The sequence below is a fragment of the Rhodococcus ruber genome, assembly GCF_016804345.1.
Taxonomy (GTDB): domain Bacteria; phylum Actinomycetota; class Actinomycetes; order Mycobacteriales; family Mycobacteriaceae; genus Rhodococcus; species Rhodococcus ruber.
In genome coordinates this window covers 471,873-493,521 of sequence record NZ_CP044211.1, presented here as the reverse complement: position 1 = coordinate 493,521, position 21,649 = coordinate 471,873, and the positions used below count along the sequence as shown (strand labels likewise).

Sequence of the window (21,649 nt, the reverse complement as noted above, 5' to 3'; positions counted from 1 at the left end):
GGGTGCCCTTTTCGGCAGCTCGGGCCGGATCTCCCGGTCGGCTTGGACGTCGTGTGTCCACCGTGTTGCGTACAACGATATGTCAGCCGCCTGGGGACGACGCAACCAAGGCTATCCTATCCATCCCTAACGGCCCGGTGACCGACCGTTAACACGCGGTTGACGTACGACCACGCGGCGCTCCGCGTCACCGCAGCGCGCGCACCAGCCGGCGAAGGTCCTCGCGCGGGTCGGAGTCCGCATCCTCCGAGGTCAGACGGTGCAGGATCATCCCGTCGAGGTGGTCGGCGAGCATGCGTGCCCCGCCGACCGGATCCGCGGAGCCGAGAGCGGCGAGCACCGTGAGCCCCGTGCCCTGCAGTTCGTCGCGCCGGCGCTGCACGGACCGTCGCAGCGCCGGGGAGGCGCTGGCCTCGACGAACAGTGCGAACCGGGCCCGGGTACGCAGCGCATCGGGACCTGTCGCGAACATCACGTACCCCGCGAGCACGTCGACGAGTTCGTCCTCGGTGCGCGGGAGGTTTCCGCCCCCCAGGACGGCGATGTCGGACCGGTCGCGCTCGACGAGACGGTCGAGGACGCCCTCGAGCAGAGCCCGGCGCGTGCGGAAGTAGTTCGACGTGGAACCGGCCGGCACGCCGGCGGCCGCGTCCACGCCGCGATGGGTGAGCCCGCGCAACCCCTCCCGGCCGAGCAGTTCGATCGCGGCGTCGAGCACCGCGGCGCGTTTGTCGGTCACCTCTCGACACTACAACAGTAGTGACAAGACACTACATACGTAGTAGATTGTCGTCATGACCAGGAGCAACAGCGGCAAGGCCGCGGTCCTCGGCGGCGGAATCGGTGGGCTCACCGCAGCGAACGCACTCGTCCGGCGGGGCTGGCACGTCGACGTCTTCGAGCGTTCCCCCGCGTTGCCGGCGACCGGAACAGCGCTCGGGATGTGGCCGGCCGCGCTCGACGCTCTCGCCTCGGCCGGGCTCGCCGGCGCCGTCGAGCGACTCGGCGTCGCCCTGGACCGCGGCGCGATCGTGCGGCCCGACGGACGTCCGCTGGCGCGGATGCGCACCCGGCGGCCCGCCGTACTGCTCTCGCGGCCGGCGCTGCTGGGCCTGCTCGCCGCGGGCCTGCCCGACGAGGTGCTGCGGCTCGGCCGGGCCGCCCCGCCACTGACCGAGCTCGGCGCCTACGACGTCGTGATCGGCGCGGACGGTCTGGGCAGCCCGACCCGCGACGCCCTCTTCGGCCCGGGCCACCGGCCCGTCCACGCAGGCCTCGCGGCCTGGCGCGGCTGGGTCGACGGCACCGTGGACACCGCGACCGAAACATGGGGCGCGGGCGCACTCTTCGGGATCACTCCCCGCGAGGGCGGCCTGGTCAACTGGTTCGCCGCGGTCCGCGCGCCCGTCGGCACCACCGGCGGCGCCGACGACCTCGTCGCCCGGTTCGGCGACTGGCATCCGGCCGTGCGCGACGTACTCGACCGCCTCGACCCCGCAACCGTGCTCCACCACGAGATCTACCAGTCCCCGCCGTTGCCGTCGTACGTGCGCGGCAACGTCGCGCTGCTCGGCGACGCCGCCCACGCCATGACGCCCAACCTCGGCCGCGGCGCCTGCGAGGCGATCGCCGACGCGGCCACCCTCGCGGGGCTGCTCGCCCGGTTCGAGGTGCCCGAAGCGCTCGGCCGCTACGACCGGGCGCGGCGTCGGACCACCCGGCTCCTCGTGCGGGCGTCGTACGCGGCGAGCCGGGTGGCGACGGCCGAACGCGGGACAGCCCTGCGCGACGCGGTGCTGCGGCTCGCGCCGCAACGGGCGTGACAGTCCACCGACATTCCGATATCGCTTTGTGACACAATACTTTTCGGAGAATCCTCCCGGTCCGGTGCGGACGGCCGGCTCGGGCAGAGTTCACCGAACCCGCCCCACGGCACTGCCCGCACCCGTACCCTTCGCGCCATGAGCCCGGACCTCGAGGGGCACGGCGGCGACCACGCCGCCGCGGTGGCCCGCGCCCACGGTGTCGAGACGATGTTCACCCTCTCCGGCGCGCACGTGTTCCCGCTGTACGACGCCGCGGTCAAGGGCGCGGCACGCATGCGGCTGATCGACGTGCGGCACGAGCAGACCGCGGTGTTCGCCGCGGAGGCCACGGGCAAGCTCCTCCGGCATCCCGGGCTGGCCGTGCTCACCGCCGGGCCCGGGGTGACGAACGGTGTCAGTGCCGTCACCCAGGCGTACTTCGCGGGGTCACCGCTGGTCGTGCTCGGCGGCCGCGCACCCAACGCCCGCTGGGGCACGGGCAGCCTGCAGGAACTCGACCAGCCGCCGCTGCTGTCCACCGTCACCAAGCTGTCCGAGACGGCGAAGACGCTGGACCGTGTGGGTCCGCTGGTCGACGAGGCGTTCAGGGCGGCCCGCGCGTCGCACCGGGGGCCGGCATTCGTGGACGTGCCGATGGACGAACTGTTCGGACGTGCCACGCTGCCGCTGCCGTCGCCGCCGGTCGCGGTCCGGCTCGAGCCCGACACGGACTCACAGGCGGAGATCGCCACCCTGCTCGCCGGGGCGCAGCGGCCGCTGCTCGTGCTGGGCACCGACGTGTGGGCCGATCACGCCGAGGAAGCGGCGCTGCGATTCGTCGACGAGGTCGGGATCCCGGTGATCACCAACGGCATGGGCCGCGGCGTGGTCCCCGGTGGACACCCGCTGCTCGTCACCAAGGCTCGCGGCACCGCGGTAGGGACCTGCGATCTGGCGATCGTCGTGGGCACGCCGCTGGACTTCCGCCTCGGCTACGGCCGGTTCGGTGGACGCGACGGCGCACCCGCGGCCCGGGTGGTGCACGTGGCCGACGAACCGGCGCAGGTGTCGGCACACGCCGAACTCGCCGCCTCGGTGTCCGGCGATCTCACGGCCTGCCTCGACGGCATCCTCTCGGCGCTGCCCTCACGTCCGGACACGGAGACCTGGGTGCGACGCCTGCGCGAGGAGGCGACGGCCGCGGCCCAGCGCGACGCCGCCCTCCTGGCCGCCGACACCGACCCGATCCACCCGGCCCGGATCTACGGGGAACTGCTGCCGCGACTGGCCGACGACGCCGTGATCATCGGCGACGGCGGCGACTTCGTGTCGTTCGCGGGCAAGTTCGTCGAACCGAGACGGCCCGGCCAGTGGCTCGATCCCGGGCCGTACGGATGCCTCGGCGCCGGGCTCGGCGCGGCCGTCGCGGCGCGCGTGGCACGGCCGGCGAGTCAGGTGGTGCTGTTGCTCGGCGACGGCGCGGCCGGGCTGTCCCTGATGGACCTCGACACCCTGGTGCGGCACGAACTTCCCGTGGTGATCGTGGTGGGGAACAACTCGGCGTGGGGGCTGGAGAAGGGTCCGATGCAGCTGCTGTACGGCTACGACGTGGCCGCCGACCTGGCGCCGGGCACGCGGTACGACCTGGTGGCGACGGCGCTCGGGGCGGGCGGCGAGCTGGTGACGGATCCGCGGGAACTCGGCCCGGCCCTGGACCGGGCGTTCGCGTCCGGGGTGCCGTACCTGGTGAACGTGCTGACGGACGTCACAGCGGCGTACCCGCGGGGGACCACCGGAATCTGAGCGCCGGCGAAACCTGCCGGGCTGTGGACAACTTCGGGGTTGTCCACAACGGCGGTGAGCGGGCGGATTCCGCGTCCAGCGGGAGGTTGTCGTCGAACCCACTCGGCCGACGCCGCGAGGTCCTCCCGCTCGGCTCACGGCAGGCTGCGGGGCGTCTCGCGGGTCAGTCGACATCCCCGTCCCACGGGAACGTGACAACCCCACAAATAACAACTGACCGCAGCGAGTAAATCAGCTGCGGTCAGCGGTATCGAAAGGGTAACAGGCAGTTGTTAGGGTACGGAAACAAAAGTTCCGTGAAGTGAGTCACAGGGGGTTTGACCCTGTTCCCCAGCGGGAACCACCGCCCGAAGCGGTTGCGCAGAGACGTCCGTCACGTGGCGACTTGTTGAACACTCAACCGACTGGGAAAACGTCCCGAATCGGGCACAACAGACCATGCATCCTGCATGTAATCCGTCCGGGGATGCCAGACTGCTCGCCATGAGCACGACCCGCACTGCACATCGCACGACAACCCCGTCCTCGCCCCACGGCGCGACGAGCCTCACGGATCTCGCGGCCACCGCCGACGAGCACACCGTCGCCGACGTCCACCAGGGACAGGTGTTCCTCGGCATCCTCCATCGCGAGAACGACAGCGTCACCGCGGCACTCGCCACCGCCGAGACCTGCGCGCGGATCGAACGCGGCAGCGGCTCCGTCGCCGCAGCACAGCGGTACGAGGCGGAGGTCCGGAAGTTGCGCGAGACCCAGCGGGAGCTGCACTGCATGATTGCGAACCTGCGGACGCGCTTCGCGACGGCCGGCTCCTGAACCGAACGCACCGAGCGACCGGAGAACGACTCGGGCCCCCGATCCGCAAGGATCGGGGGCCCGATGTGGTGGGCGAAGGGGGACTTGAACCCCCACGTCCCGAAGGACACTGGCACCTGAAGCCAGCGCGTCTGCCATTCCGCCACTCGCCCGAGCGACTGGAAAACAGTAACACACCCCCTCGGCGAACAACGATTCGCCTGCGCAGAGGCCCTTTCCGGGCGATGCGCCGGACCGCGGCGGCAGGGGCGCCCCTTCCACCGGGCCGGATCGGACGAAAAGTCGATACCATGCAGAAGCGAGCTCTGCATTGCGACACGCAGACCGGAAAGGGGGTCGCCGTGGGTATCGCGCAGCGATTCGAACGCAAGCTGCAGGCTGCCGTCAGCGACGTGTTCGCGCGCGTCTTCGGTGGCGGCGTCGTTCCGCAGGAAGTGGAGGCCGCGCTCCAACGCGAGGCCACGGACGGCGTCCAGCAGCTCGACCGGGGCCACACGCTGGCTCCCAACCGGTACGTGATCACGATCAGCGAATCCGATCACGAAGCCCTCGCCGCGGATCGGGACTTGACGGTGAAGGCGTTCGCGCGTCACCTTGAGGACTTCATCCGCGAGCAGGGGTGGCAGACCTACGGTCAGATCCAGGTCGGATTCGAGTCGTCGGCGGCGCTGCACACCGGGCAGTTCCGCACGCACGGGTCGGTCGACCCCGACGTCGGGCGCGCCCCGGCCTCACGGACACCGCACCACCGTTCAACCGTGACCCCCGACCCAGGAGTTGGCTCGATGACGCAGAACCCAGGCTACGACCCAAGCCGTGACCCCGCCGAGAGCGCCGAGCCGCAGTACGCGCGGAACGGTCACGCGCACGTAGGCCAGGATCAGCGCTACCAGCAGGGCCAGCGGAACGGCGGGGCGTATCCCTCCGCGCAGGCACCGTACGGCGGTGAGCAGGGCGGCTACGACGCCGGCGGATACGACCAGCAGGGCTACGGCGCGCCCGGCGGGCACGAGGAGCGGGGCTACGGCGAAGACCGGGGTTACGGCGGCTACTCCGGACAGGCGTACAGCCAGGACTACGGGCGCGACTACTCCCCGCAGTACCCGTCCCAGCAGGCCTACGGCGACGACCGCTACCAGGGCGGATACGCCCAGCCCGGTGGTTACGACCAGGGCTACCCGGATCAGGGGTACGGCCAGCAGGGCTATGCCGGACAGAGCTACCCCGACCAGGGGTATGCGGATCCGGGTTACGGCCAGCAGGGCTACCCCGAGCAGGGGTACGCAGACCAGGGCTACGGTGCCGGCGCGTACCAGCCCCCGCAGGCCGGCCGGGTGCTGACCGCGACGCTCCAGCTCGAGGACGGCAGCGGACGCTACTACCAGCTCCGGGAGGGCAGCAACATCGTCGGACGTGGGCAGGACGCCCAGTTCCGGCTGCCGGACACCGGCGTCTCCCGCCGCCACATCGACATCCGCTGGGACGGGCAGGTGGCCATGCTCTCGGATCTCGGCTCGACCAACGGCACCACCGTCAACGGTGCATCCGTGCAGGACTGGCAGCTCGCCGACGGCGACGTGATCCGGGCGGGTCACTCGGAGATCCTGGTGCGCATTCTCTGAGCGCCGAGGACCGAGACCCGATCGGAACCGGCCCGAGACCCATCCGACGCGTCGGCAACGCGCCGGACGATGCGTCTCGTCGCCCGGGGTCCGTATTGTGGGTGACCGCAGCGCACCGGACGACACCGCACCGGGCCGATACGCAGAAGGAGGGCGAGCCGTGCAGGGGCTGATTCTGCAGCTGACCCGGGCGGGGTTCCTGCTCCTGCTGTGGTTGTTCATCTGGGCGATCCTGCGCACGCTGCGGTCGGACATCTACGCCGGTGCCGCACGTCCGGTCCCGCGCTACTCGCCGCGCAACCAGTCGGTGCTGCCGTCGCTGGGCCGGGGCAAGTCGGCGAAGTACCTGGTGGTGACCCAGGGCGCGCTCGCAGGCACCCGCATCACGCTCGGTTCCCAACCGGTCCTGATCGGCCGGGCCGACGACTCGACCCTCGTCCTCACCGACGACTACGCCTCCACCCGGCACGCCCGCCTGTCGCCCCGCGGGTCGGACTGGTACGTCGAGGATCTGGGCTCGACCAACGGCACGTATCTGGACCGCGCCAAGGTCACCACCGCCGTCCGCGTACCCCTGGGCACTCCTGTCCGGGTCGGGAAGACCGTGATCGAGCTCCGCCCGTGACCCTTGTACTGCGATACGCCGCCCGGAGCGACCGTGGCCTGGTTCGTTCCAACAACGAAGATTCCGTGTACGCGGGGGCCCGCCTGCTCGCCCTCGCCGACGGCATGGGCGGTCACGCCGCCGGCGAAGTCGCCTCGCAGCTGATGATCGCGGCGCTCGCCCACCTCGACGACGACGAACCCGGCGGGGACCTGCTCGGCAAGCTCGCCGCCGCCGTGCGCGAGGGCAACGCCGCCATCGCGGATCAGGTCGAGGAGGAACCCGAACTCGACGGCATGGGCACCACGCTCACCGCCATCCTCTTCGCCGGCAGCAAACTCGGCCTCGCCCACATCGGCGATTCGCGCGCCTACCTGCTGCGCGACGGCCAGCTGACCCAGATCACCCGCGACGACACCTTCGTGCAGTCCCTCGTCGACGAGGGGCGCATCACGCCCGAGCAGGCGCACAGCCACCCACAGCGCTCGCTCATCATGCGTGCCCTCACCGGCAGCGAGGTCGAACCGACCCTCACCGTGCGCGAGGCACGCGCCGGCGACCGCTACCTCATCTGCTCCGACGGCCTGTCCGACGTCGTCAGCGACGAGACCATCGCCGACACCATGAGCGAAGGCACGCACGACGAGTGCGCCGATCGGCTCATCGAACTCGCCCTGCGCAGCGGCGGCCCCGACAACGTCACCGTCGTCGTCGCCGACGTCATCGATCTCGACTACGGCCAGAGCCATCCGATCGTCGCCGGCGCCGCGTCGGGGGACGACGAGGACACCCCGCCGCCGAACACCGCCGCGGGCCGCGCCGCCGCGATGCGTCCGCCGCGCGCCACGCCCAAGCGTGTCGTCGCGCAGAAGGATCCCGAGCCCGCGCGCAGACGCAGCCGGATGTGGTGGCCGCTCGTCTCGATCGTGGTGCTCGGGCTGCTCGTCGCGGGTGCGGCCGTGGGCCGGACGATGATCCGCAGCTACTACTACGTCGGCGACGACGACGGCCGCGTCACGGTGCTGCGCGGCGTGCCCGGCAGCGTCCTCGGCTACTCCCTGCAGGAACAGTCCCTCGTCGGCTGTCTCGCGGACGACGGAACCTTGACCCTGACCTCCCCGCAGGAGGCGGACTGCCGCGTCATGCTGGTCGACGATCTGCAGCCGGCGGCCCGCGAACAGGTGCGGGCGGGCCTGCCGTCGGGGTCTCTCGACGACGCGCGCACGCAGATGAACCGGCTCGCGGAGAACGACCTGCTCCCGGTGTGCGTCGAGGAACAGCCGGCTCCCGAGCCCGCACCGGCGCCGGCGCCCCCACCGGCTCCCGCGCCGGCCCCGACGGCCGCTCCCGCGTCGGAACCCGCACCCCCCGCCGAGACAACCGCCCCGGCCCCGGCGCCCGAGCCGACGGTCCCGCAGGTGCCGGGCCAGAACTGCCGGGTGGGCGCCTGATGTCGGTGTCCCACGCACCCGGAGCCTCCTTCCCCAGTCCCCCCGGAGGCTTCGCCCCGGCTCCCGCCGTGTCCACGCGGCGGAACACGGAGCTGCTGCTCATCGTCGCCGCCATCGCGATCACCACGGTGTCGCTGATGCTGGTCGAAGCCAGCCAGGAACAGACCCTGACCATGGACCTGGCCAAGTACGGGCTGACGTACGCGGTGCTGTTCCTCGCCGCGCACCTGGCGGTGCGCCGGTTCGCGCCCTACGCCGACCCGCTGCTGCTGCCGATCGTCGCGCTGCTCAACGGCCTGGGACTGGTCCTGATCCACCGACTCGACCTCGCCGACGAGGAGAACGCGCGCTACCTCGGTCAGCCGATCCCCTCCCCCGACGCCAACCAGCAGGTGCTGTGGACGGCGCTCGCCATCGCCGGCTTCGTCGCGGTGCTGGCGCTGCTGCACGACTACCGGCTCCTCGCCCGGTTCAGCTACACCCTGGGCCTGATCGGTCTCGTCGCGCTCGCCGTCCCGGCCCTGCTGCCGTCCCGCTTCTCCGAGGTCAACGGCGCCAAGATCTGGATCAAGCTGCCCGGATTCAGCATCCAGCCCGGCGAGTTCGCCAAGATCCTGCTCATCATCTTCTTCGCGTCCGTGCTGGTGGCCAAGCGCGACCTGTTCACCACCGCCGGCAAACACGTGCTCGGCATGGACTTCCCCCGCGCCCGCGACCTGGGCCCGATCCTCGCGGCGTGGATCCTCTCGATCGGCGTCATGGTGTTCGAGAAGGACCTCGGCACGTCGCTGCTGCTGTTCGGCACGGTGCTGGTGATGCTGTACATCGCGACCGAACGGGTGGGCTGGCTGCTCGTCGGGGGCGCCCTGCTCGTCGTCGGCTTCTACTTCGCGTACCAGATGTTCGGGCACGTGCGGGTGCGCGTGGAGACCTGGCTCGACCCGCTGGCCGACTACAACAACACCGGCTACCAGATCTCGCAGTCGTTGTTCGGTCTCGCCACCGGGGGCGTCGCCGGCACCGGGCTCGGCAGCGGACGTCCCGCGCAGGTGCCGTTCGCCAAGACCGACTTCATCGTCGCCACGATCGGTGAGGAACTCGGGCTCATCGGCCTCAGCGCCATTCTCGTCCTCTTCCTGATCCTCATCACGCGGGGATTGCGCACCGCGCTCGCCGTCCGCGACAGTTTCGGCAAGCTGCTGGCCGCCGGACTGTCGTTCACCATCGCGATCCAGTTGTTCGTCGTCGTCGGCGGCGTCACCAAGCTGATCCCGCTCACCGGTCTCACCACACCGTTCATGTCCTACGGCGGCTCGTCGCTGCTGGCGAACTACCTCCTGCTGGCGCTGCTGGTGAAGATCTCCAACGCGGCCCGCGAGCCCGCCGCCCCACGCAAGAAGGCACCGCCACCGATCGCGGACGCGCCGACGGAAATGCTGGGGCGCGGATGAACACACCGCTCCGCAAAGTCGCGATGGCGGTGATGTTCATGGTCGTCGCGCTGCTTGCCAACGCCACCTACGTCCAGGTCATCAAAGCCGACGACCTGCGCACCGACCCGCGCAACTCGCGGGTGCTCATCGACGAGTACTCGCGTCAGCGCGGCCAGATCTCCGCGAGCGGACAGGTCCTGGCGGTGTCGGTCCCCACCGACAGCCGCTACAAGTACCTGCGCACGTACCCGGCCGCCCCCGAGCAGCCGATGAGTCCGCTCGCCTACGCACCGGTGACCGGGTTCTACTCGATGCAGTACGGCAGCACCGGGCTCGAGCGCACCGAGGACGAGGTGCTCAACGGGTCCGACAACCGGCTGTTCGGCCGGCGCTTCTTCGATCTGGTCTCCGGACGGGATCCTCGCGGCGGCAACGTGGTCACCACCATCGACCCTGTCATGCAGCAGGTGGCGTACGACGAACTCACCGCCAAGGGCTACACCGGCTCGGTCGTCGCCATCGAGCCCAGCACCGGTCGCATCCTGGCGATGGTGAGCACCCCGAGCTACGACCCCAACCGGCTCTCCGGCCACGACGGCGCCGCCACCTCGCAGGCGTGGGAGGAACTCAACGCCGACCCCGACAAACCGATGCTCAATCGCGCCATCTCGCAGACCTACCCGCCGGGCTCGACCTTCAAGGTCGTGGTGACCGCCGCGGCCCTCGCTGCGGGCACCACCCCCGACGACCAGTTCACCGCCGCGCCCAACATCACGCTGCCCGACACCGCGACCACCCTGGAGAACTACGGCGGCGCGACGTGCGGTGGCGGCCCTACGGCCTCCCTGCGCGAAGCCTTCGCCCGCTCCTGCAACACCGCCTTCGTCGAGATGGGCATCGAGACCGGCAAGGAGGCCCTCGCCGAGCAGGCGGAGGCCCTCGGTGTCGGGGAGTCCGTGGAGATCCCCGTCCCCGTCGCGGCGAGCACGATCGGGCCGATCCCCGACGGCGCCGCGCTGGGCCAGTCCAGCATCGGCCAGCGTGACGTCGCACTCACCCCGCTGCAGAACGCCGTGATCGCCGCCACCATCGCCAACGGCGGCGTCCGGATGCAGCCGCACCTGGTGTCCCAGCTGCAGTCGCCGGACCTGTCGGTGCTGGCGGAGACCTCACCGGTCTCGGCCGGGCAGGCCATGTCACCGCAGGTCGCGGCCACCCTGACCGACCTGATGATCGGATCCGAGAACTTCTCCGGCGGCGAGGGCAAGATTCCGGGGGTCCAGATCGCGTCGAAGACCGGCACCGCCGAGCACGGCGACGATCCCCGTAACACTCCCCCGCACACGTGGTATATCGCCTTTGCGCCTGCCCAGCAGCCCACTGTTGCCGTGGCGGTCATCGTGGAGGACGGCGGCGATCGCGCTCTCGCCGCCACGGGAGGCTCGGTTGCCGCGCCGATCGGACGTGCCGTGATCGCGGCGGGAATGCAGAGAGGCTGATTATGGCTTTGCACAGCGGCGCCATGATCGCCGACCGTTACCGGCTGCAACGGCTCATCGCCACCGGTGGCATGGGACAGGTGTGGGAAGGGCTCGACACCCGCCTCGACCGCCGGGTGGCGGTGAAGGTCCTCAAGGCCGAACTCTCCGGCGACGCGGACTTCCTGACCCGATTCCGGTTCGAGGCGCGCACCACCGCCCAGCTCAACCACCCCGGCATCGCGGGCGTGTTCGACTACGGCGAGACCACCGACGCCGAGGGACAGTCCATTGCGTACCTGGTGATGGAACTGGTGCACGGCGAACCCCTCAATGCCGTGCTCGCCCGGGTGGGCCGCCTGTCGCTGCCGCACACCCTGGACATGCTCGAACAGACCGGCCGGGCGCTGCAGGCGGCGCACGACGCCGGAGTCGTGCACCGCGACGTCAAGCCCGGGAACATCCTCATCACCCCCACCGGCCAGGTCAAGATCACCGACTTCGGCATCGCCAAGGCCGTCGACGCGTCACCGGTGACGCGCACCGGGATGGTCATGGGCACCGCCCAGTACATCGCCCCCGAGCAGGCCCTCGGCCAGGAGGCGACGTCGGCAAGCGACGTGTATTCGCTCGGCGTCGTCGGATACGAGGCCCTCGCCGGCCGGCGGCCGTTCCTCGGCGACAGCGTCGTCACCGTCGCGATGAAGCACGTGCAGGAGACCCCCGCTCCGCTGCCCACCGACCTGCCGGCGGGGGTGCGTGAGCTCATCGAGATCGCCATGACGAAGGACCCCGCGCACCGGTACACGAGTGGCGGCGAGTTCGCCGACGCCGTCGCCGCGGTGCGTTCCGGGCGATCGGTGCCGCCGCCGGGCAACGTGCCGCCGGTCACCGGTGCCACGCGGATCCTGCCGCCGGGGGTGCCGGGCACGACGTCCCCGGCTGCGACCCGCGCGCTCGGTCCGACCCCGCCGCCGCCGCCGTCGCGGCCGTACTACGCCCCGGCGTTCGCGAACGGCGGGGACCAGCCACCCACCGGCCCCGCCCCGTCCGGCGACAAACGCTCACCGAGCCCGAAGGCCATCGCCTGGGCGGCCGGGGCGGCCGTGGCGCTCGCACTCGTTGCGCTGGCGCTGGTGCTGCTGGGCGGCGACAATTCCGGGGACGCGGGCCCCGCACGGTCCACGACCACGCAGGCACCGACGACCACCACCCGTGCCACGACGACGACCACGCGGCCGCCGCGGACCACCACCACGACGGTGGAGCCGACGACGACGGCGCCCCCGACCACGACGCAGGCACCCACGACCACCCCCGAGCCGACGACGACCACCCCGCCGCCGACGACGACGACGGAGGCGCCGACCACCACCACGGCGCCCACCACCACCACGGCCGCCACCACGACGACAGCCGCCACCACGACGACGGCCGAGACGACCACGACCACCGTCTCCCTGCCGGACGACGGTGACGGCGGTCTCGAACCCGGAGCCATCGACAACCCGTTCACCCCGCTCGAGCCAGTCACCCGAGGACAGTCATGACCACACCCCGCAAGCTCTCTTCCCGCTACGAATTGGGTGAGATCCTCGGCTTCGGTGGCATGTCGGAGGTACACCTGGCCCGGGATCTGCGGCTCGACCGCGACGTGGCGATCAAGGTGCTGCGCGCCGATCTCGCCCGCGACCCCACGTTCTATCTCCGGTTCCGCCGCGAAGCCCAGAACGCCGCGGCGTTGAACCATCCGGCGATCGTCGCCGTGTACGACACCGGTGAGGCGGAGACCGAGTCCGGCCCGCTGCCGTACATCGTCATGGAGTTCGTCGAGGGCGACACGCTGCGCGACATCGTGCGCTCCCAGGGGCCGATGACCCCGAAGCGGGCCATGGAGGTCGTGGCGGACGTGTGCGCCGCCCTCGACTTCAGCCACCGCAACATGATCGTCCACCGCGACGTCAAACCCGCCAACGTCATGATCACCCGTTCCGGCGCGGTGAAGGTGATGGACTTCGGCATCGCCCGGGCCATCTCCGACGCCGCGAGCCCGATGACGCAGACCGCCGCGGTGATCGGCACCGCCCAGTACCTGTCGCCGGAACAGGCCCGCGGCGAGCAGGTGGACGCCCGTTCCGACGTGTACTCGGTCGGCTGCGTCCTGTTCGAGATCCTCACCGGCAAGCCGCCGTTCCAGGGTGATTCCCCCGTGGCCGTCGCGTACCAGCACGTCCGCGAGGACCCGCCGCTGCCGTCGTCGGTGAACTCCGCCGTCCCGCCGGAGCTGGACTCGGTGATCCTCAAGGCGATGGCGAAGAACCCCGCCAACCGGTACCAGAGTGCCGCCGAGATGCGCAGCGACCTGATCCGCGTGCTGAGCGGCCAGAAGCCCAGCGCACCGATGGTGATGACCGACGAGGACCGCACCACCATCCTCGGGGCCGTCGACGGTGCCGGGACACCCCGCAACGGCGCGGACCGCGGTCCCGCCGGAGCCGCTGCCGGCGGGACCGTGGCGACGCCTCAGCGCTCCCGGGTCCTGCGCAACACCCTGCTGGGCCTGGCGGCGGTCGTGATCGTCGGCATCGTCGGGGTGTTCCTGTGGACGTCGGGCCCGGGATCGAGCGCCGCGCAGATCCCCGTCCCCGACGTGCGCAACCTTGCCGCGGAGATCGCGGAGAGCAGGCTGCAGGATGCCGGGTTCGAGGTCTCGGTGCAGATGAAACCCGACGCCGTGGTCGCCTCCGGGAACGTCGTCAACACCCGGCCGGTCGCCGGAGTCCAGGCCGAGGAGGGCAGCACCGTCACCCTCGAGGTCTCGAGCGGCCCCGAACAGGTGCAGATCCCGCGGCTGGCGGGCATGAACCAGCAGGAGGCGCTGCAGGCCCTGACCGACGCCGGACTGCGCCTCGATCCGAACGTGGCCCGCGCACCGTCGTCGTCGGCCGAACGCGACACCGTCGTCGACCAGAGCCCCGCTCCGGGAGCCGACGCCGACCGCGACAGCGCGGTGCGGGTGACGCTCGGCAGCGGACCCGAGCAGATCCGCGTGCCCAACGTCGTGGGTCAGGCCACCGAGGTGGCGCGCGACAACATCGAGGCCGCCGGTTTCACCGTCGTGGTCGACGAGATCGACTCGAGCCAGCCGGCCGGGACGGTGGTGTCGAGCAGCCCGGCGGGCGGCACCAGCGCGACGGAGGGCGACACGGTCACCATCCAGGTGTCCAACGGCAACCGCATCGAGATGCCCGCGTTGACGAACAGGACGGTGTCCGAGGCACTGGCGGAACTGCGGGCGGCCGGCTGGACGGGCTCGCCGGCCCAGCTCGTGCAGAACCGCGAGGCCACCCTCGACCCGGAGCTGGTGGGTAAGGTCATCGCCCAGCAGCAGCCGCCGGGGTCGGAGATCTCCAAGTCGGAGACCCTCACCGTGGGTGTGGGCGTGCTGGGTATCCGCTGAGCTGCGGCTCGGGTGCCGTGCGGACGGCTCAGGCGACGCCCCCGGCGAGCGCCTGAGCCACTTCCGCCTCGAGACGGGCGACCAGCTGTTCGTCCGGCGCCTCGCCGCACACGCCGAGCCAGTTCGCGAGCATCCGGTGGCCGCCCTGCGTGAGGACCGATTCCGGGTGGAACTGGACGCCGTGGATGGGCAGCTCGCGATGCCGGAGGGCCATGACGATGCCGCTCTCGGTGAATCCGGTGGGGACGAGCTCGTCCGGCAGCGTGTTGGGCAGCACCGTGAGCGAGTGGTAGCGCGTCGCGGTGAACGGATCCGGCAGGCCGGCCAGCACACCGGTGCCGTCGTGCCAGACCGAGCTGGTCTTGCCGTGCAGCAGCTCGGGGGCCCGGTCCACGGTCGCACCGAAGGCGGCACCGATCGCCTGATGGCCGAGGCAGACCCCGAGCAGCGGCGTGCCCGCGTCGGCGCAGGCCCGCACGAGGTCCATGCTCGCACCGGCGCGCTGCGGCGTGCCCGGCCCGGGGCTCAGGAGGATGCCGTCGAACTCGGCCGCGATCCGGTCCGCGGCACCGGTGAGTCGCTCGTCGTCGTTGCGCCAGACTTCGGCCCGCGTCCCGAGCTGCCCCAGGTACTGCACGAGATTGAAGACGAAGCTGTCGTAGTTGTCGACGACGAGGATGCGCATGCGGAAAGGGTACCGACCCGTCAACGCAGCGTTGCTCCGCCCGTGTAGGCCGGTACCGACAACGACTCCGACGACTGCTGCGTGTAGCCCAGCCCGTAGCGCGCCGCGTACTGCTTGTACACGCGGATGCCCGGCTCGGCCGCCAGGGCGGCCTCGAGTCGCGCCGGGTCGCCCAGCGCGGTGATCACGTACGGCGGAGAGTAGGTACGGCCGTGCAGCAACAGGGTGTTGCCGATGCAGCGCGGTGCCGACGTCGCCACGAGCCGCTGATCCTGCATCGCGATCGCCTCGGCCCCGCCGGCCCACATCGCGTTGAGCACGCTCTGCACGTCCTGCTGGTGCACCACGAGATCGTCGGGCGACGCATCCGTCGGATACCTGCCGTCGGCGCCGCGCGGCGCATCGGTGAGGCTCACGGTGACCCCGGGGCCACGCCGTGCGGTCAGGCCGGCCGGATCCTCGAGAGCGACGGTGTCGGCGAGCACCGCGGCGACGTCGTCGTCGGTGGCCGCGGCCTGCGCCTGCAACTCGGTGACGCGTCCCGCGAGGTCGTCGCGGGTGGCGGCGAGCTCGTCCGACTTGGCCTGCGCTGCCCGCACGAGGTCGGACAGCCGCGCGGAGTCGCTCACGCGCAGTTCCTCGCCGTCGGAGACCCCGCGGGTGGTGCCGAGCAGCAAACCGGCGAGCAGGCACACGGCCAGCGCGGCGGCAGTCCACCCGAGCGCGCGGGCCCGGCCGTCCGACACGTGGACCCTCCGTTCCGGATTCTGCGTTAGCGTGTACTCACACTGGTAGTACACGCACTGGTAGTACACGCCAGGTAGCTGCCCAACCTACCTGTCCGCCCCGCGCGGTACCGCACGAACGAGGACGTCATGCCCAAGTCGAAGGTCCGGAAGAAGACCGACTACACGATCAACCCGGTGAGCCGCACCCCCGTGAAGGTGAAGGCGGGACCGTCGAGCACCTGGTACGTCGCGGTGATGCTCGGCTTCATGCTGATCGGCCTGGCCTGGCTGGTGGTCTACTACCTCGCGGCCGAGCAGATCTCGTGGATGAACGACCTCGGCGCGTACAACTTCCTCATCGGTTTCGGGTTCATGATCGTCGGCCTGATCATGACCATGAGGTGGCGGTGAGGTTACAGGAGTGTAGTTCATCCCCACCTGTGGACAAACCTGTGGACGAACTGGGGAAAGCTCCCCGTGTCCGGTGAACAACCCCTGCGCTGGTCCACGCCCCCGCTCGCGATCGTCGCGCTGGCGGTGGGCGGCGTCGTGCTCGCGGTGGCCGCGGCGACGACTCCCGATCCTGCCGGCCGCACCCTCGTCGGGCTCGCGGCCGCGGTCGCACTCGTCGTCGCGGCACTCGCGGCCCGGCAGCGCCCGCGGCTCGAGGTGCTTCCCGAAGGCGCCGGACTGGCCGTCACCCGCCTGACGGGACGACGCGAGCTGCCCCGCGCAGCCCTGACGCGGGTACGGATCGTCGCGTATCCGCGGCTCGGCCGGCGGGTCCCCATGCTGGAGATCGACGTGCGCGACACCCAGGGCGACGAGCAACTGCTCATCTTCGGGCGCTGGGACCTGGGTACCGATCCCCGCACGGTGTACGACGCACTCGCGGTGCGGGGACTGGCGCCGGATCAGACGCCGAGCTGAGCCCGCAGGCGCAGGACGGCCAGGGCGAGGACCAGCACGGTGACCACCGTGACGCCCCCCAGCGCGAGCCATCCCGTCCGGACGAAGCGGGCGCGGTCGTCGCCCGCGCCCAGTGCGCGCGGGGCGAACAACAGTGCCGCCGTCGCCGCCGCACCCGCGGCCAGGCCGCCGAGGTGTCCCCACAGGGAGATGCCGGGGATGGTGATGCTGATGACGACGTTGAGGACGACGATCGCCAGCACCGGCGCGGGGCTGCGCCGCAGCCGCATCAGGATCACCGCCTGCGCTCCCAGCAGGCCGAACACGGCGCCGGAGGCGCCGGCAGTGACGGCGCCGGTCTCGAGCAGCATCACTGCCGCGGATCCGCCGAGGATCGACACGAGGTAGACGGCCAGGTACCGGAGCCGGCCGAGGACGAGTTCGGTGTCCCGTCCGATCACGTACAGCGCGAACATGTTGACCGCGAGGTGCAGCACCCCGAAGTGCAGGAATCCGCTGCCCAGCACCCGGATGTACTCGTCGCGAGCGGCGATCATCGGCGGCCACAGCGCCCACTCGAAGAACAGGCTCGACGAGCGCTCGTTGTTCATCACGCTGCCGGACTGGGCCGCGGTGATCGCGAAGATTGCGGTGTTCAGCGCGATCAGGATGTACGTCACGAGCGGGGTGTTCGCCTGCGACCGGACGGGCGCGCCCGCGACGGTGCGGGCCTGCGGGACATCACGTCGAGCGGCCGCGACGCAATCGACGCACTGCTGACCCACCGCGGCGGACCGCAGGCAGTCGGGGCAGGCCGGTCGTCCGCATCGGCTGCACGAGAGCAGGGTCGGGCGATCGGGATGCCGGACGCACCGCGGCTGGGGCGGGTGGCCGCCCCCGCCGGCCGCGTGGCCCCAGCCGGGGTTCGTCATGTTCGGTCTCTCTCAGGAAATGGTGATGCTGTCGATGACGACCGGCTCGACCGGACGGTCCGCACGGTCCGTCGCCGTCGTGGCGATCGCGTCGACGACCTTCCTCGACGCGTCGTCGGTGACCTCACCGAAGATCGTGTGGCGCCGGTTCAGGTGCGGGGTCGGTCCGACGGTGATGAAGAACTGCGAACCGTTGGTGCCCGGTCCGGCGTTGGCCATCGCGAGCAGGTAGCCGCGGTCGAACTGCAGCTCGGGGTGGAACTCGTCGCCGAACTGGTAACCCGGGCCGCCGCGGCCGGTGCCGGTCGGGTCGCCGCCCTGGATCATGAAGCCGTCGATGACGCGGTGGAAGACCGCACCGTCGTAGAACGGGCCGCTGGTCTCGCCCTTGGCGTTCTCGGTCTTGTACTCCTTGGTGCCGTTCGCGAGGCCGACGAAGTTCTCGACGGTCTTCGGGGCATGGTTGCCGAAGAGCTCGATCACGATGTCGCCGCGGTTGGTGTGCAGAGTCGCGGTTGCAGTCTTTTGAGGTGAAGTCACTCCTCCATCGTGCCATCCGGGTCCGCGACACCGGAGCGGTCCGTCTCTCATACCCCAGGAGTGAGGTTTCGCTGTGCAAAAGTGGGTACATGACGAGTGTGAGCGAGTCCAGAACCAAGAGCGGGTCCGGCACCGGAAGCGAACTCGTGTGCCCCCCGAAGGAATCCAAGGGGGCCGGCGGCTACCTGAAGCTGGCAGGTCAAGGCGCGACGGCCCTGGCGCGGGGGCCGCTTGTCACCGGACTGTTCGTCGCCCGGAAGGGTCTCGACGTCGCCCGGAACATGGCTGGAAACCGGGAGTGCCGCCGCGCACAGGCCGCAGCGACGATCGAGTCCGGTTCCCGGGGCCGGGGCCGCAGGCTCCTGGTGACGGTCGGTGCGCTCGGCGTCGTCGCCGCGGGTGGAGTGGTGTTCTACCGCAGCCGGCTCGGGGATCACCCGCCCGTCGCTCCGGAGCCGCCGCGGATCGAGTCGGTTCCGCCCGTGTCGGTCGCAGCGCCCGAGGCCGTCGCCCCGAAGACCGAAGCACCGAAGACCGAAGCGCCCGCCCCGAAGCCGGCGGAAACACCGAAGACGACGCCCCAGCCGGCTGCGACGCCCGAAGCCGCCGCACCGAAGACCGACGCACCGAAGACCGAAGCGCCGAAGACCGACGCCGCCACACCGAAGCCGGCGTCACCGGCAAAGGCGAAGCCCGAACCGGCCGCGACGCCCGAGGCGGTGGCTCCGAAGCCCACGCCGGCACCGAAGCCCACGCCGGCGGCCGGCACGGCGCCGAAGAGCACAGACGCGGCACCGAAGGGCACGGCCGATGCGGCCCCGACCGGAAAGCATGCGGCCAAGGAGGAACCGGCTCGCAAGCCGGCCCCCGAGCCGAAGAACGCGGCTGCCGGTGGCAAGGGAACCTCCGCGAAGCCGCAGCCGCCGAGTGGTCCTGCCGGGGGACCGAAGAAGCAGGACTGAGGTCCGCCGGGATCACGGGACGGAATCGGATCCGGGGCAGGTCGCGTCGCGCGCGGCCTGCCCTTCTTCGAGCAGTTGTCGTTCGGTGACGCGTAGTTCCAGATCGACGATCCGGCCGGCGACAACGTAGATCAGGACTGTCAGCAGTAGTACGACAGGTACGGACGCAAGGAATTCCATGTCGGCCTCCAGCGGTGGTCCGCGTAGGCGGGAAGGTGGAGGTGCTCGGGTGCGTCGTCGGTGACCACTCCAGCGTACGGACCCGCACGGGGTGCCTGTCGGGACGGCCACCGCGCCGCTCCGTGATCTGTCGCACACCCTCGGGTTACTCGCCGGTACCGATCCGGCGAATATCGTGATGCACGTCACAAAACGGGTGGATACTCGCCGGTAGCAGTCCTATCGGGGAGGCATCACATGGCACAGCAGATACACGCCAGCGAGGAACAGTCGCGCGCTCTCGCAGAGGAGTCCCGCGAGACCAGCTGGCACAAGCCGTCGTTCGCAAAGGAGTTGTTTCTCGGGCGTCTGACCCTCGACCTCATCCATCCGTTCCCGCGGCCCACCCCCGACGAGGAGGCCCGGACCGAAGGGTTCCTGGCAGAGCTTCGCCGCTTCTGCGAGGGTGTGGACGGCAGCCGCATCGAGCGCGAGGCCCGGATTCCTGACGAATACGTCGCCGGATTGGCCGAGCTCGGCTGCTTCGGCATGAAGATCTCCCAGGAGTACGGCGGCCTGGGACTGTCGCAGGTGGCCTACAACCGCGCGCTGATGCTCGTGGCCAGCGCCCACCCGAGCCTCGGCGTCCTGTTGTCGGCGCATCAGTCCATCGGAGTGCCCGAACCCTTGAAGCTGGCCGGGACACCCGAACAGAAGCGCGCTTTCCTCCCGCGGTGTGCGCGGGGGGCGATTTCGGCCTTCCTGCTGACCGAGCCCGACGTGGGTTCCGATCCCGCCCGTCTCGCCTCGACGGCGGTGCCGGTGGAGAACGGCGACGCGTACGAACTCGACGGCGTGAAGCTGTGGACCACCAACGGAGTGGTCGCCGAACTGCTGGTGGTGATGGCGCGGGTGCCGCGCAGCGAGGGCCACCGCGGCGGCATCTCGGCGTTCGTCGTCGAGGCGAACACCCCGGGCATCACCGTCGAACGCCGCAACTCGTTCCTGGGCCTGAAGGGGATCGAGAACGGCCTCACCCGGCTGTACAAGGTGCGGGTGCCGAAGGAGAATCTCATCGGCCGCGAGGGTGACGGCCTGAAGATCGCCCTGACCACCCTCAACGCCGGCCGGCTCGCGATCCCGTCGATGTGCGCCGGTGCCGGCAAGTGGGCGCTCAAGATCGCCCGGGAATGGTCCGGCGCCCGTGTCCAGTGGGGTCGCCCGGTGGGTCGGCACGATGCGATTGCCGGCAAGATCGGATACATCGCGGCCACCACGTTCGCCCTCGAAGCCGTGGTGGAACTGACCGGCCAGATGTGCGACGAGGACCGCAACGACATCCGCATCGAGGCGGCTCTGGCCAAGCTGTGGTCGAGCGAGGTGGCCTGCGAGATCGCCGACGAGTTGATGCAGATCCGAGGGGGACGCGGCTACGAGACGGCGGCGTCGCTCGCGGCCCGGGGGGAGCGGATGGTGCCCGCCGAGCAGCTCCTGCGGGACCTGCGGATCAACCGGATCTTCGAGGGCTCGAGCGAGATCATGCGGCTCTTCGTCGCCCGCGAAGCCGTGGATGCCCACCTGCGGGTGGCGGGTGAGCTGGCCGATCCGAAAGCCACTCTGGACACGAAGGCCCGGGCCGCCGCCAAGGCGAGCGGCTTCTACGCCAAGTGGCTGCCCCAGTTGGTGGCGGGCAAGGGCCAGCTGCCCACCTCCTACGGCGAATTCGGTCCCGTGGCACACCATCTGCGCTACGTGGAGCGGTGTTCACGCAAGCTCGCTCGGTCCACGTTCTACGGCATGGCCCGGTGGCAGGGTGGTCTGGAGAAGCGGCAGAATTTCCTGGGGCGGCTCGTCGACATCGGCGCGGAACTGTTCGCCATGTCGGCAAGTTGCGTACGGGCGCAGATGTACCACACCGACGGTCACCCCGAGACGGATGCGGCCTACGAACTCGCCGACGTCTTCTGCCTCCAGGCGAAGCTCCGCGTGGACTCGCTGTTCGCCGCGTTGTGGACGCACACCGACGATGCCGACCGGCAGCTCACGGCCGACGTCCTCGACGGCCGCTACACCTGGCTGGAAAAGGGCGTGATCGATCCCAGCGAGGGCACGGGCCCGTGGATCGCCGAATGGTCGCCCGGGCCGTCGGTGGAGCAGAACCTCGCCCGCAGATTCCTCGGCGCCGACCATCCGGTGGTGTGAACGGGCCGCCGGCCGCGCGCGCCCTGGTCAGCCGCGACAGCAATCGCTGTCGCGGCTGAC

The 21,649-nt window shown here is 70.7% G+C and carries 20 protein-coding genes and 1 tRNA gene; 14 read left to right on the top strand and 7 right to left on the bottom strand.

Annotated elements, in window-relative coordinates:
- Window positions 1-187: 187 nt before the first annotated feature.
- Complete coding sequence (locus tag F1734_RS02295; protein WP_010595483.1) at window positions 188-739, bottom strand: TetR/AcrR family transcriptional regulator; 552 nt, start codon at window positions 737-739, stop codon at window positions 188-190.
- A gap of 55 nt (window positions 740-794) precedes the next feature.
- On the opposite strand from F1734_RS02295, the gene F1734_RS02290 reads away from it, so the two are divergent.
- The 3 genes from F1734_RS02290 to F1734_RS02280 all read left to right on the top strand — a co-directional run bounded on the left by F1734_RS02290 (window position 795) and on the right by F1734_RS02280 (window position 4,424).
- Window positions 795-1,823 (top strand): FAD-dependent monooxygenase, encoded by a 1,029-nt coding sequence (locus F1734_RS02290; protein ID WP_203011312.1) that lies wholly within the window; start codon window positions 795-797, stop codon window positions 1,821-1,823.
- Window positions 1,824-1,961: 138 nt separating this feature from the next.
- A complete protein-coding gene (locus tag F1734_RS02285) occupies window positions 1,962-3,608 on the top strand; it encodes an acetolactate synthase (protein WP_010595481.1) in 1,647 nt (548 codons plus the stop codon).
- 483 nt (window positions 3,609-4,091) lie between these two features.
- On the top strand, window positions 4,092-4,424 hold the full coding sequence (locus tag F1734_RS02280; protein ID WP_010595480.1) for a hypothetical protein: 333 nt from the start codon (window positions 4,092-4,094) through the stop codon (window positions 4,422-4,424).
- A gap of 66 nt (window positions 4,425-4,490) precedes the next feature.
- Here F1734_RS02280 and F1734_RS02275 read toward each other — a convergent pair.
- A tRNA-Leu gene (locus tag F1734_RS02275) sits at window positions 4,491-4,576 on the bottom strand.
- Between the two features lie 138 nt (window positions 4,577-4,714).
- Here F1734_RS02275 and F1734_RS02270 point away from each other — a divergent pair.
- The 7 genes from F1734_RS02270 (at window position 4,715) to pknB (ending at window position 14,472) form a co-directional block, all read left to right on the top strand.
- Entirely contained in the window at window positions 4,715-6,046 is a 1,332-nt protein-coding gene (locus F1734_RS02270) for an FhaA domain-containing protein (RefSeq protein ID WP_161572316.1), read from the top strand.
- Between the two features lie 160 nt (window positions 6,047-6,206).
- Window positions 6,207-6,671: an FHA domain-containing protein FhaB/FipA gene (locus F1734_RS02265; RefSeq protein WP_010595478.1), complete on the top strand. Its 465-nt coding sequence runs from the start codon at window positions 6,207-6,209 to the stop codon at window positions 6,669-6,671.
- Window positions 6,668-8,101, top strand: coding sequence for a PP2C family protein-serine/threonine phosphatase (locus F1734_RS02260; protein WP_026137849.1), 1,434 nt, complete (start codon window positions 6,668-6,670; stop codon window positions 8,099-8,101). Before F1734_RS02265 ends, F1734_RS02260 begins: the two co-directional genes overlap by 4 nt.
- Window positions 8,101-9,552: an FtsW/RodA/SpoVE family cell cycle protein gene (locus F1734_RS02255; RefSeq protein ID WP_026137848.1), complete on the top strand. Its 1,452-nt coding sequence runs from the start codon at window positions 8,101-8,103 to the stop codon at window positions 9,550-9,552. Before F1734_RS02260 ends, F1734_RS02255 begins: the two co-directional genes overlap by 1 nt.
- Window positions 9,549-11,033: a peptidoglycan D,D-transpeptidase FtsI family protein gene (locus F1734_RS02250; protein WP_010595475.1), complete on the top strand. Its 1,485-nt coding sequence runs from the start codon at window positions 9,549-9,551 to the stop codon at window positions 11,031-11,033. The genes F1734_RS02255 and F1734_RS02250 overlap by 4 nt, the downstream gene beginning before the upstream one ends.
- A 2-nt stretch (window positions 11,034-11,035) precedes the next feature.
- Window positions 11,036-12,562 (top strand): serine/threonine-protein kinase, encoded by a 1,527-nt coding sequence (locus tag F1734_RS02245; RefSeq protein ID WP_048771170.1) that lies wholly within the window; start codon window positions 11,036-11,038, stop codon window positions 12,560-12,562.
- Window positions 12,559-14,472 carry a Stk1 family PASTA domain-containing Ser/Thr kinase gene (gene pknB / locus F1734_RS02240; protein WP_010595472.1) on the top strand — a complete coding sequence of 638 codons (1,914 nt, stop codon included), beginning with the start codon at window positions 12,559-12,561 and terminating at the stop codon, window positions 14,470-14,472. The genes F1734_RS02245 and pknB overlap by 4 nt, the downstream gene beginning before the upstream one ends.
- Before the next feature lie 28 nt (window positions 14,473-14,500).
- Here the strand turns inward: pknB and F1734_RS02235 are convergent, their stop codons facing one another.
- Both F1734_RS02235 and F1734_RS02230 read right to left on the bottom strand, forming a co-directional pair.
- On the bottom strand, window positions 14,501-15,157 hold the full coding sequence (locus tag F1734_RS02235; protein WP_010595471.1) for an aminodeoxychorismate/anthranilate synthase component II: 657 nt from the start codon (window positions 15,155-15,157) through the stop codon (window positions 14,501-14,503).
- A 20-nt stretch (window positions 15,158-15,177) separates the two neighbouring features.
- A complete protein-coding gene (locus F1734_RS02230) occupies window positions 15,178-15,903 on the bottom strand; it encodes a DUF881 domain-containing protein (protein ID WP_010595470.1) in 726 nt (241 codons plus the stop codon).
- Between the two features lie 129 nt (window positions 15,904-16,032).
- Here F1734_RS02230 and crgA point away from each other — a divergent pair, with 129 nt between their 5' ends.
- Together crgA and F1734_RS02220 are read left to right on the top strand one after the other, a co-directional pair.
- Window positions 16,033-16,296 carry a cell division protein CrgA gene (crgA, locus tag F1734_RS02225; protein ID WP_003936616.1) on the top strand — a complete coding sequence of 88 codons (264 nt, stop codon included), beginning with the start codon at window positions 16,033-16,035 and terminating at the stop codon, window positions 16,294-16,296.
- Between the two features lie 66 nt (window positions 16,297-16,362).
- On the top strand, window positions 16,363-16,815 hold the full coding sequence (locus F1734_RS02220) for a PH domain-containing protein (RefSeq protein ID WP_010595469.1): 453 nt from the start codon (window positions 16,363-16,365) through the stop codon (window positions 16,813-16,815).
- Here the strand turns inward: F1734_RS02220 and F1734_RS02215 are convergent.
- Together F1734_RS02215 and F1734_RS02210 are read right to left on the bottom strand one after the other, a co-directional pair.
- Window positions 16,800-17,726, bottom strand: a complete 927-nt coding sequence (locus tag F1734_RS02215; protein ID WP_026138121.1) for a rhomboid family intramembrane serine protease — start codon at window positions 17,724-17,726, stop codon at window positions 16,800-16,802. The two genes, F1734_RS02220 and F1734_RS02215, sit on opposite strands and share 16 nt — an antisense overlap.
- Before the next feature lie 12 nt (window positions 17,727-17,738).
- On the bottom strand, window positions 17,739-18,266 hold the full coding sequence (locus F1734_RS02210; RefSeq protein WP_017682271.1) for a peptidylprolyl isomerase: 528 nt from the start codon (window positions 18,264-18,266) through the stop codon (window positions 17,739-17,741).
- An 89-nt stretch (window positions 18,267-18,355) separates the two neighbouring features.
- On the opposite strand from F1734_RS02210, the gene F1734_RS02205 reads away from it, so the two are divergent.
- Window positions 18,356-19,228, top strand: a complete 873-nt coding sequence (locus F1734_RS02205) for an alginate biosynthesis protein AlgP (protein WP_238424082.1) — start codon at window positions 18,356-18,358, stop codon at window positions 19,226-19,228.
- 12 nt (window positions 19,229-19,240) lie between these two features.
- Here F1734_RS02205 and F1734_RS02200 read toward each other — a convergent pair whose 3' ends face one another.
- Window positions 19,241-19,408 (bottom strand): hypothetical protein, encoded by a 168-nt coding sequence (locus F1734_RS02200; protein WP_172603563.1) that lies wholly within the window; start codon window positions 19,406-19,408, stop codon window positions 19,241-19,243.
- A 237-nt stretch (window positions 19,409-19,645) separates the two neighbouring features.
- Between F1734_RS02200 and F1734_RS02195 the strand changes: the two genes are divergently transcribed.
- Window positions 19,646-21,589, top strand: a complete 1,944-nt coding sequence (locus tag F1734_RS02195; protein WP_040273126.1) for an acyl-CoA dehydrogenase family protein — start codon at window positions 19,646-19,648, stop codon at window positions 21,587-21,589.
- The last annotated feature ends 60 nt before the right edge of the window (window positions 21,590-21,649 follow it).

Bases quoted from the DNA above. Each gene is read 5' to 3' on its own strand.
- F1734_RS02255 (WP_026137848.1), top strand. From the start codon at position 8,101: ATGTCGGTGTCCCACGCACCCGGAGCCTCCTTCCCCAGTCCCCCCGGA.
- F1734_RS02205 (WP_238424082.1), top strand. From the start codon at position 18,356: ATGACGAGTGTGAGCGAGTCCAGAACCAAGAGCGGGTCCGGCACCGGA.
- F1734_RS02285 (WP_010595481.1), top strand. From the start codon at position 1,962: ATGAGCCCGGACCTCGAGGGGCACGGCGGCGACCACGCCGCCGCGGTG.
- crgA (WP_003936616.1), top strand. From the start codon at position 16,033: ATGCCCAAGTCGAAGGTCCGGAAGAAGACCGACTACACGATCAACCCG.
- F1734_RS02290 (WP_203011312.1), top strand. From the start codon at position 795: ATGACCAGGAGCAACAGCGGCAAGGCCGCGGTCCTCGGCGGCGGAATC.
- F1734_RS02195 (WP_040273126.1), top strand. From the start codon at position 19,646: ATGGCACAGCAGATACACGCCAGCGAGGAACAGTCGCGCGCTCTCGCA.
- F1734_RS02215 (WP_026138121.1), bottom strand. From the start codon at position 17,726: ATGACGAACCCCGGCTGGGGCCACGCGGCCGGCGGGGGCGGCCACCCG.
- F1734_RS02200 (WP_172603563.1), bottom strand. From the start codon at position 19,408: ATGGAATTCCTTGCGTCCGTACCTGTCGTACTACTGCTGACAGTCCTG.
- F1734_RS02280 (WP_010595480.1), top strand. From the start codon at position 4,092: ATGAGCACGACCCGCACTGCACATCGCACGACAACCCCGTCCTCGCCC.
- F1734_RS02250 (WP_010595475.1), top strand. From the start codon at position 9,549: ATGAACACACCGCTCCGCAAAGTCGCGATGGCGGTGATGTTCATGGTC.
- F1734_RS02270 (WP_161572316.1), top strand. From the start codon at position 4,715: ATGCAGAAGCGAGCTCTGCATTGCGACACGCAGACCGGAAAGGGGGTC.
- pknB (WP_010595472.1), top strand. From the start codon at position 12,559: ATGACCACACCCCGCAAGCTCTCTTCCCGCTACGAATTGGGTGAGATC.
- F1734_RS02245 (WP_048771170.1), top strand. From the start codon at position 11,036: ATGGCTTTGCACAGCGGCGCCATGATCGCCGACCGTTACCGGCTGCAA.
- F1734_RS02235 (WP_010595471.1), bottom strand. From the start codon at position 15,157: ATGCGCATCCTCGTCGTCGACAACTACGACAGCTTCGTCTTCAATCTC.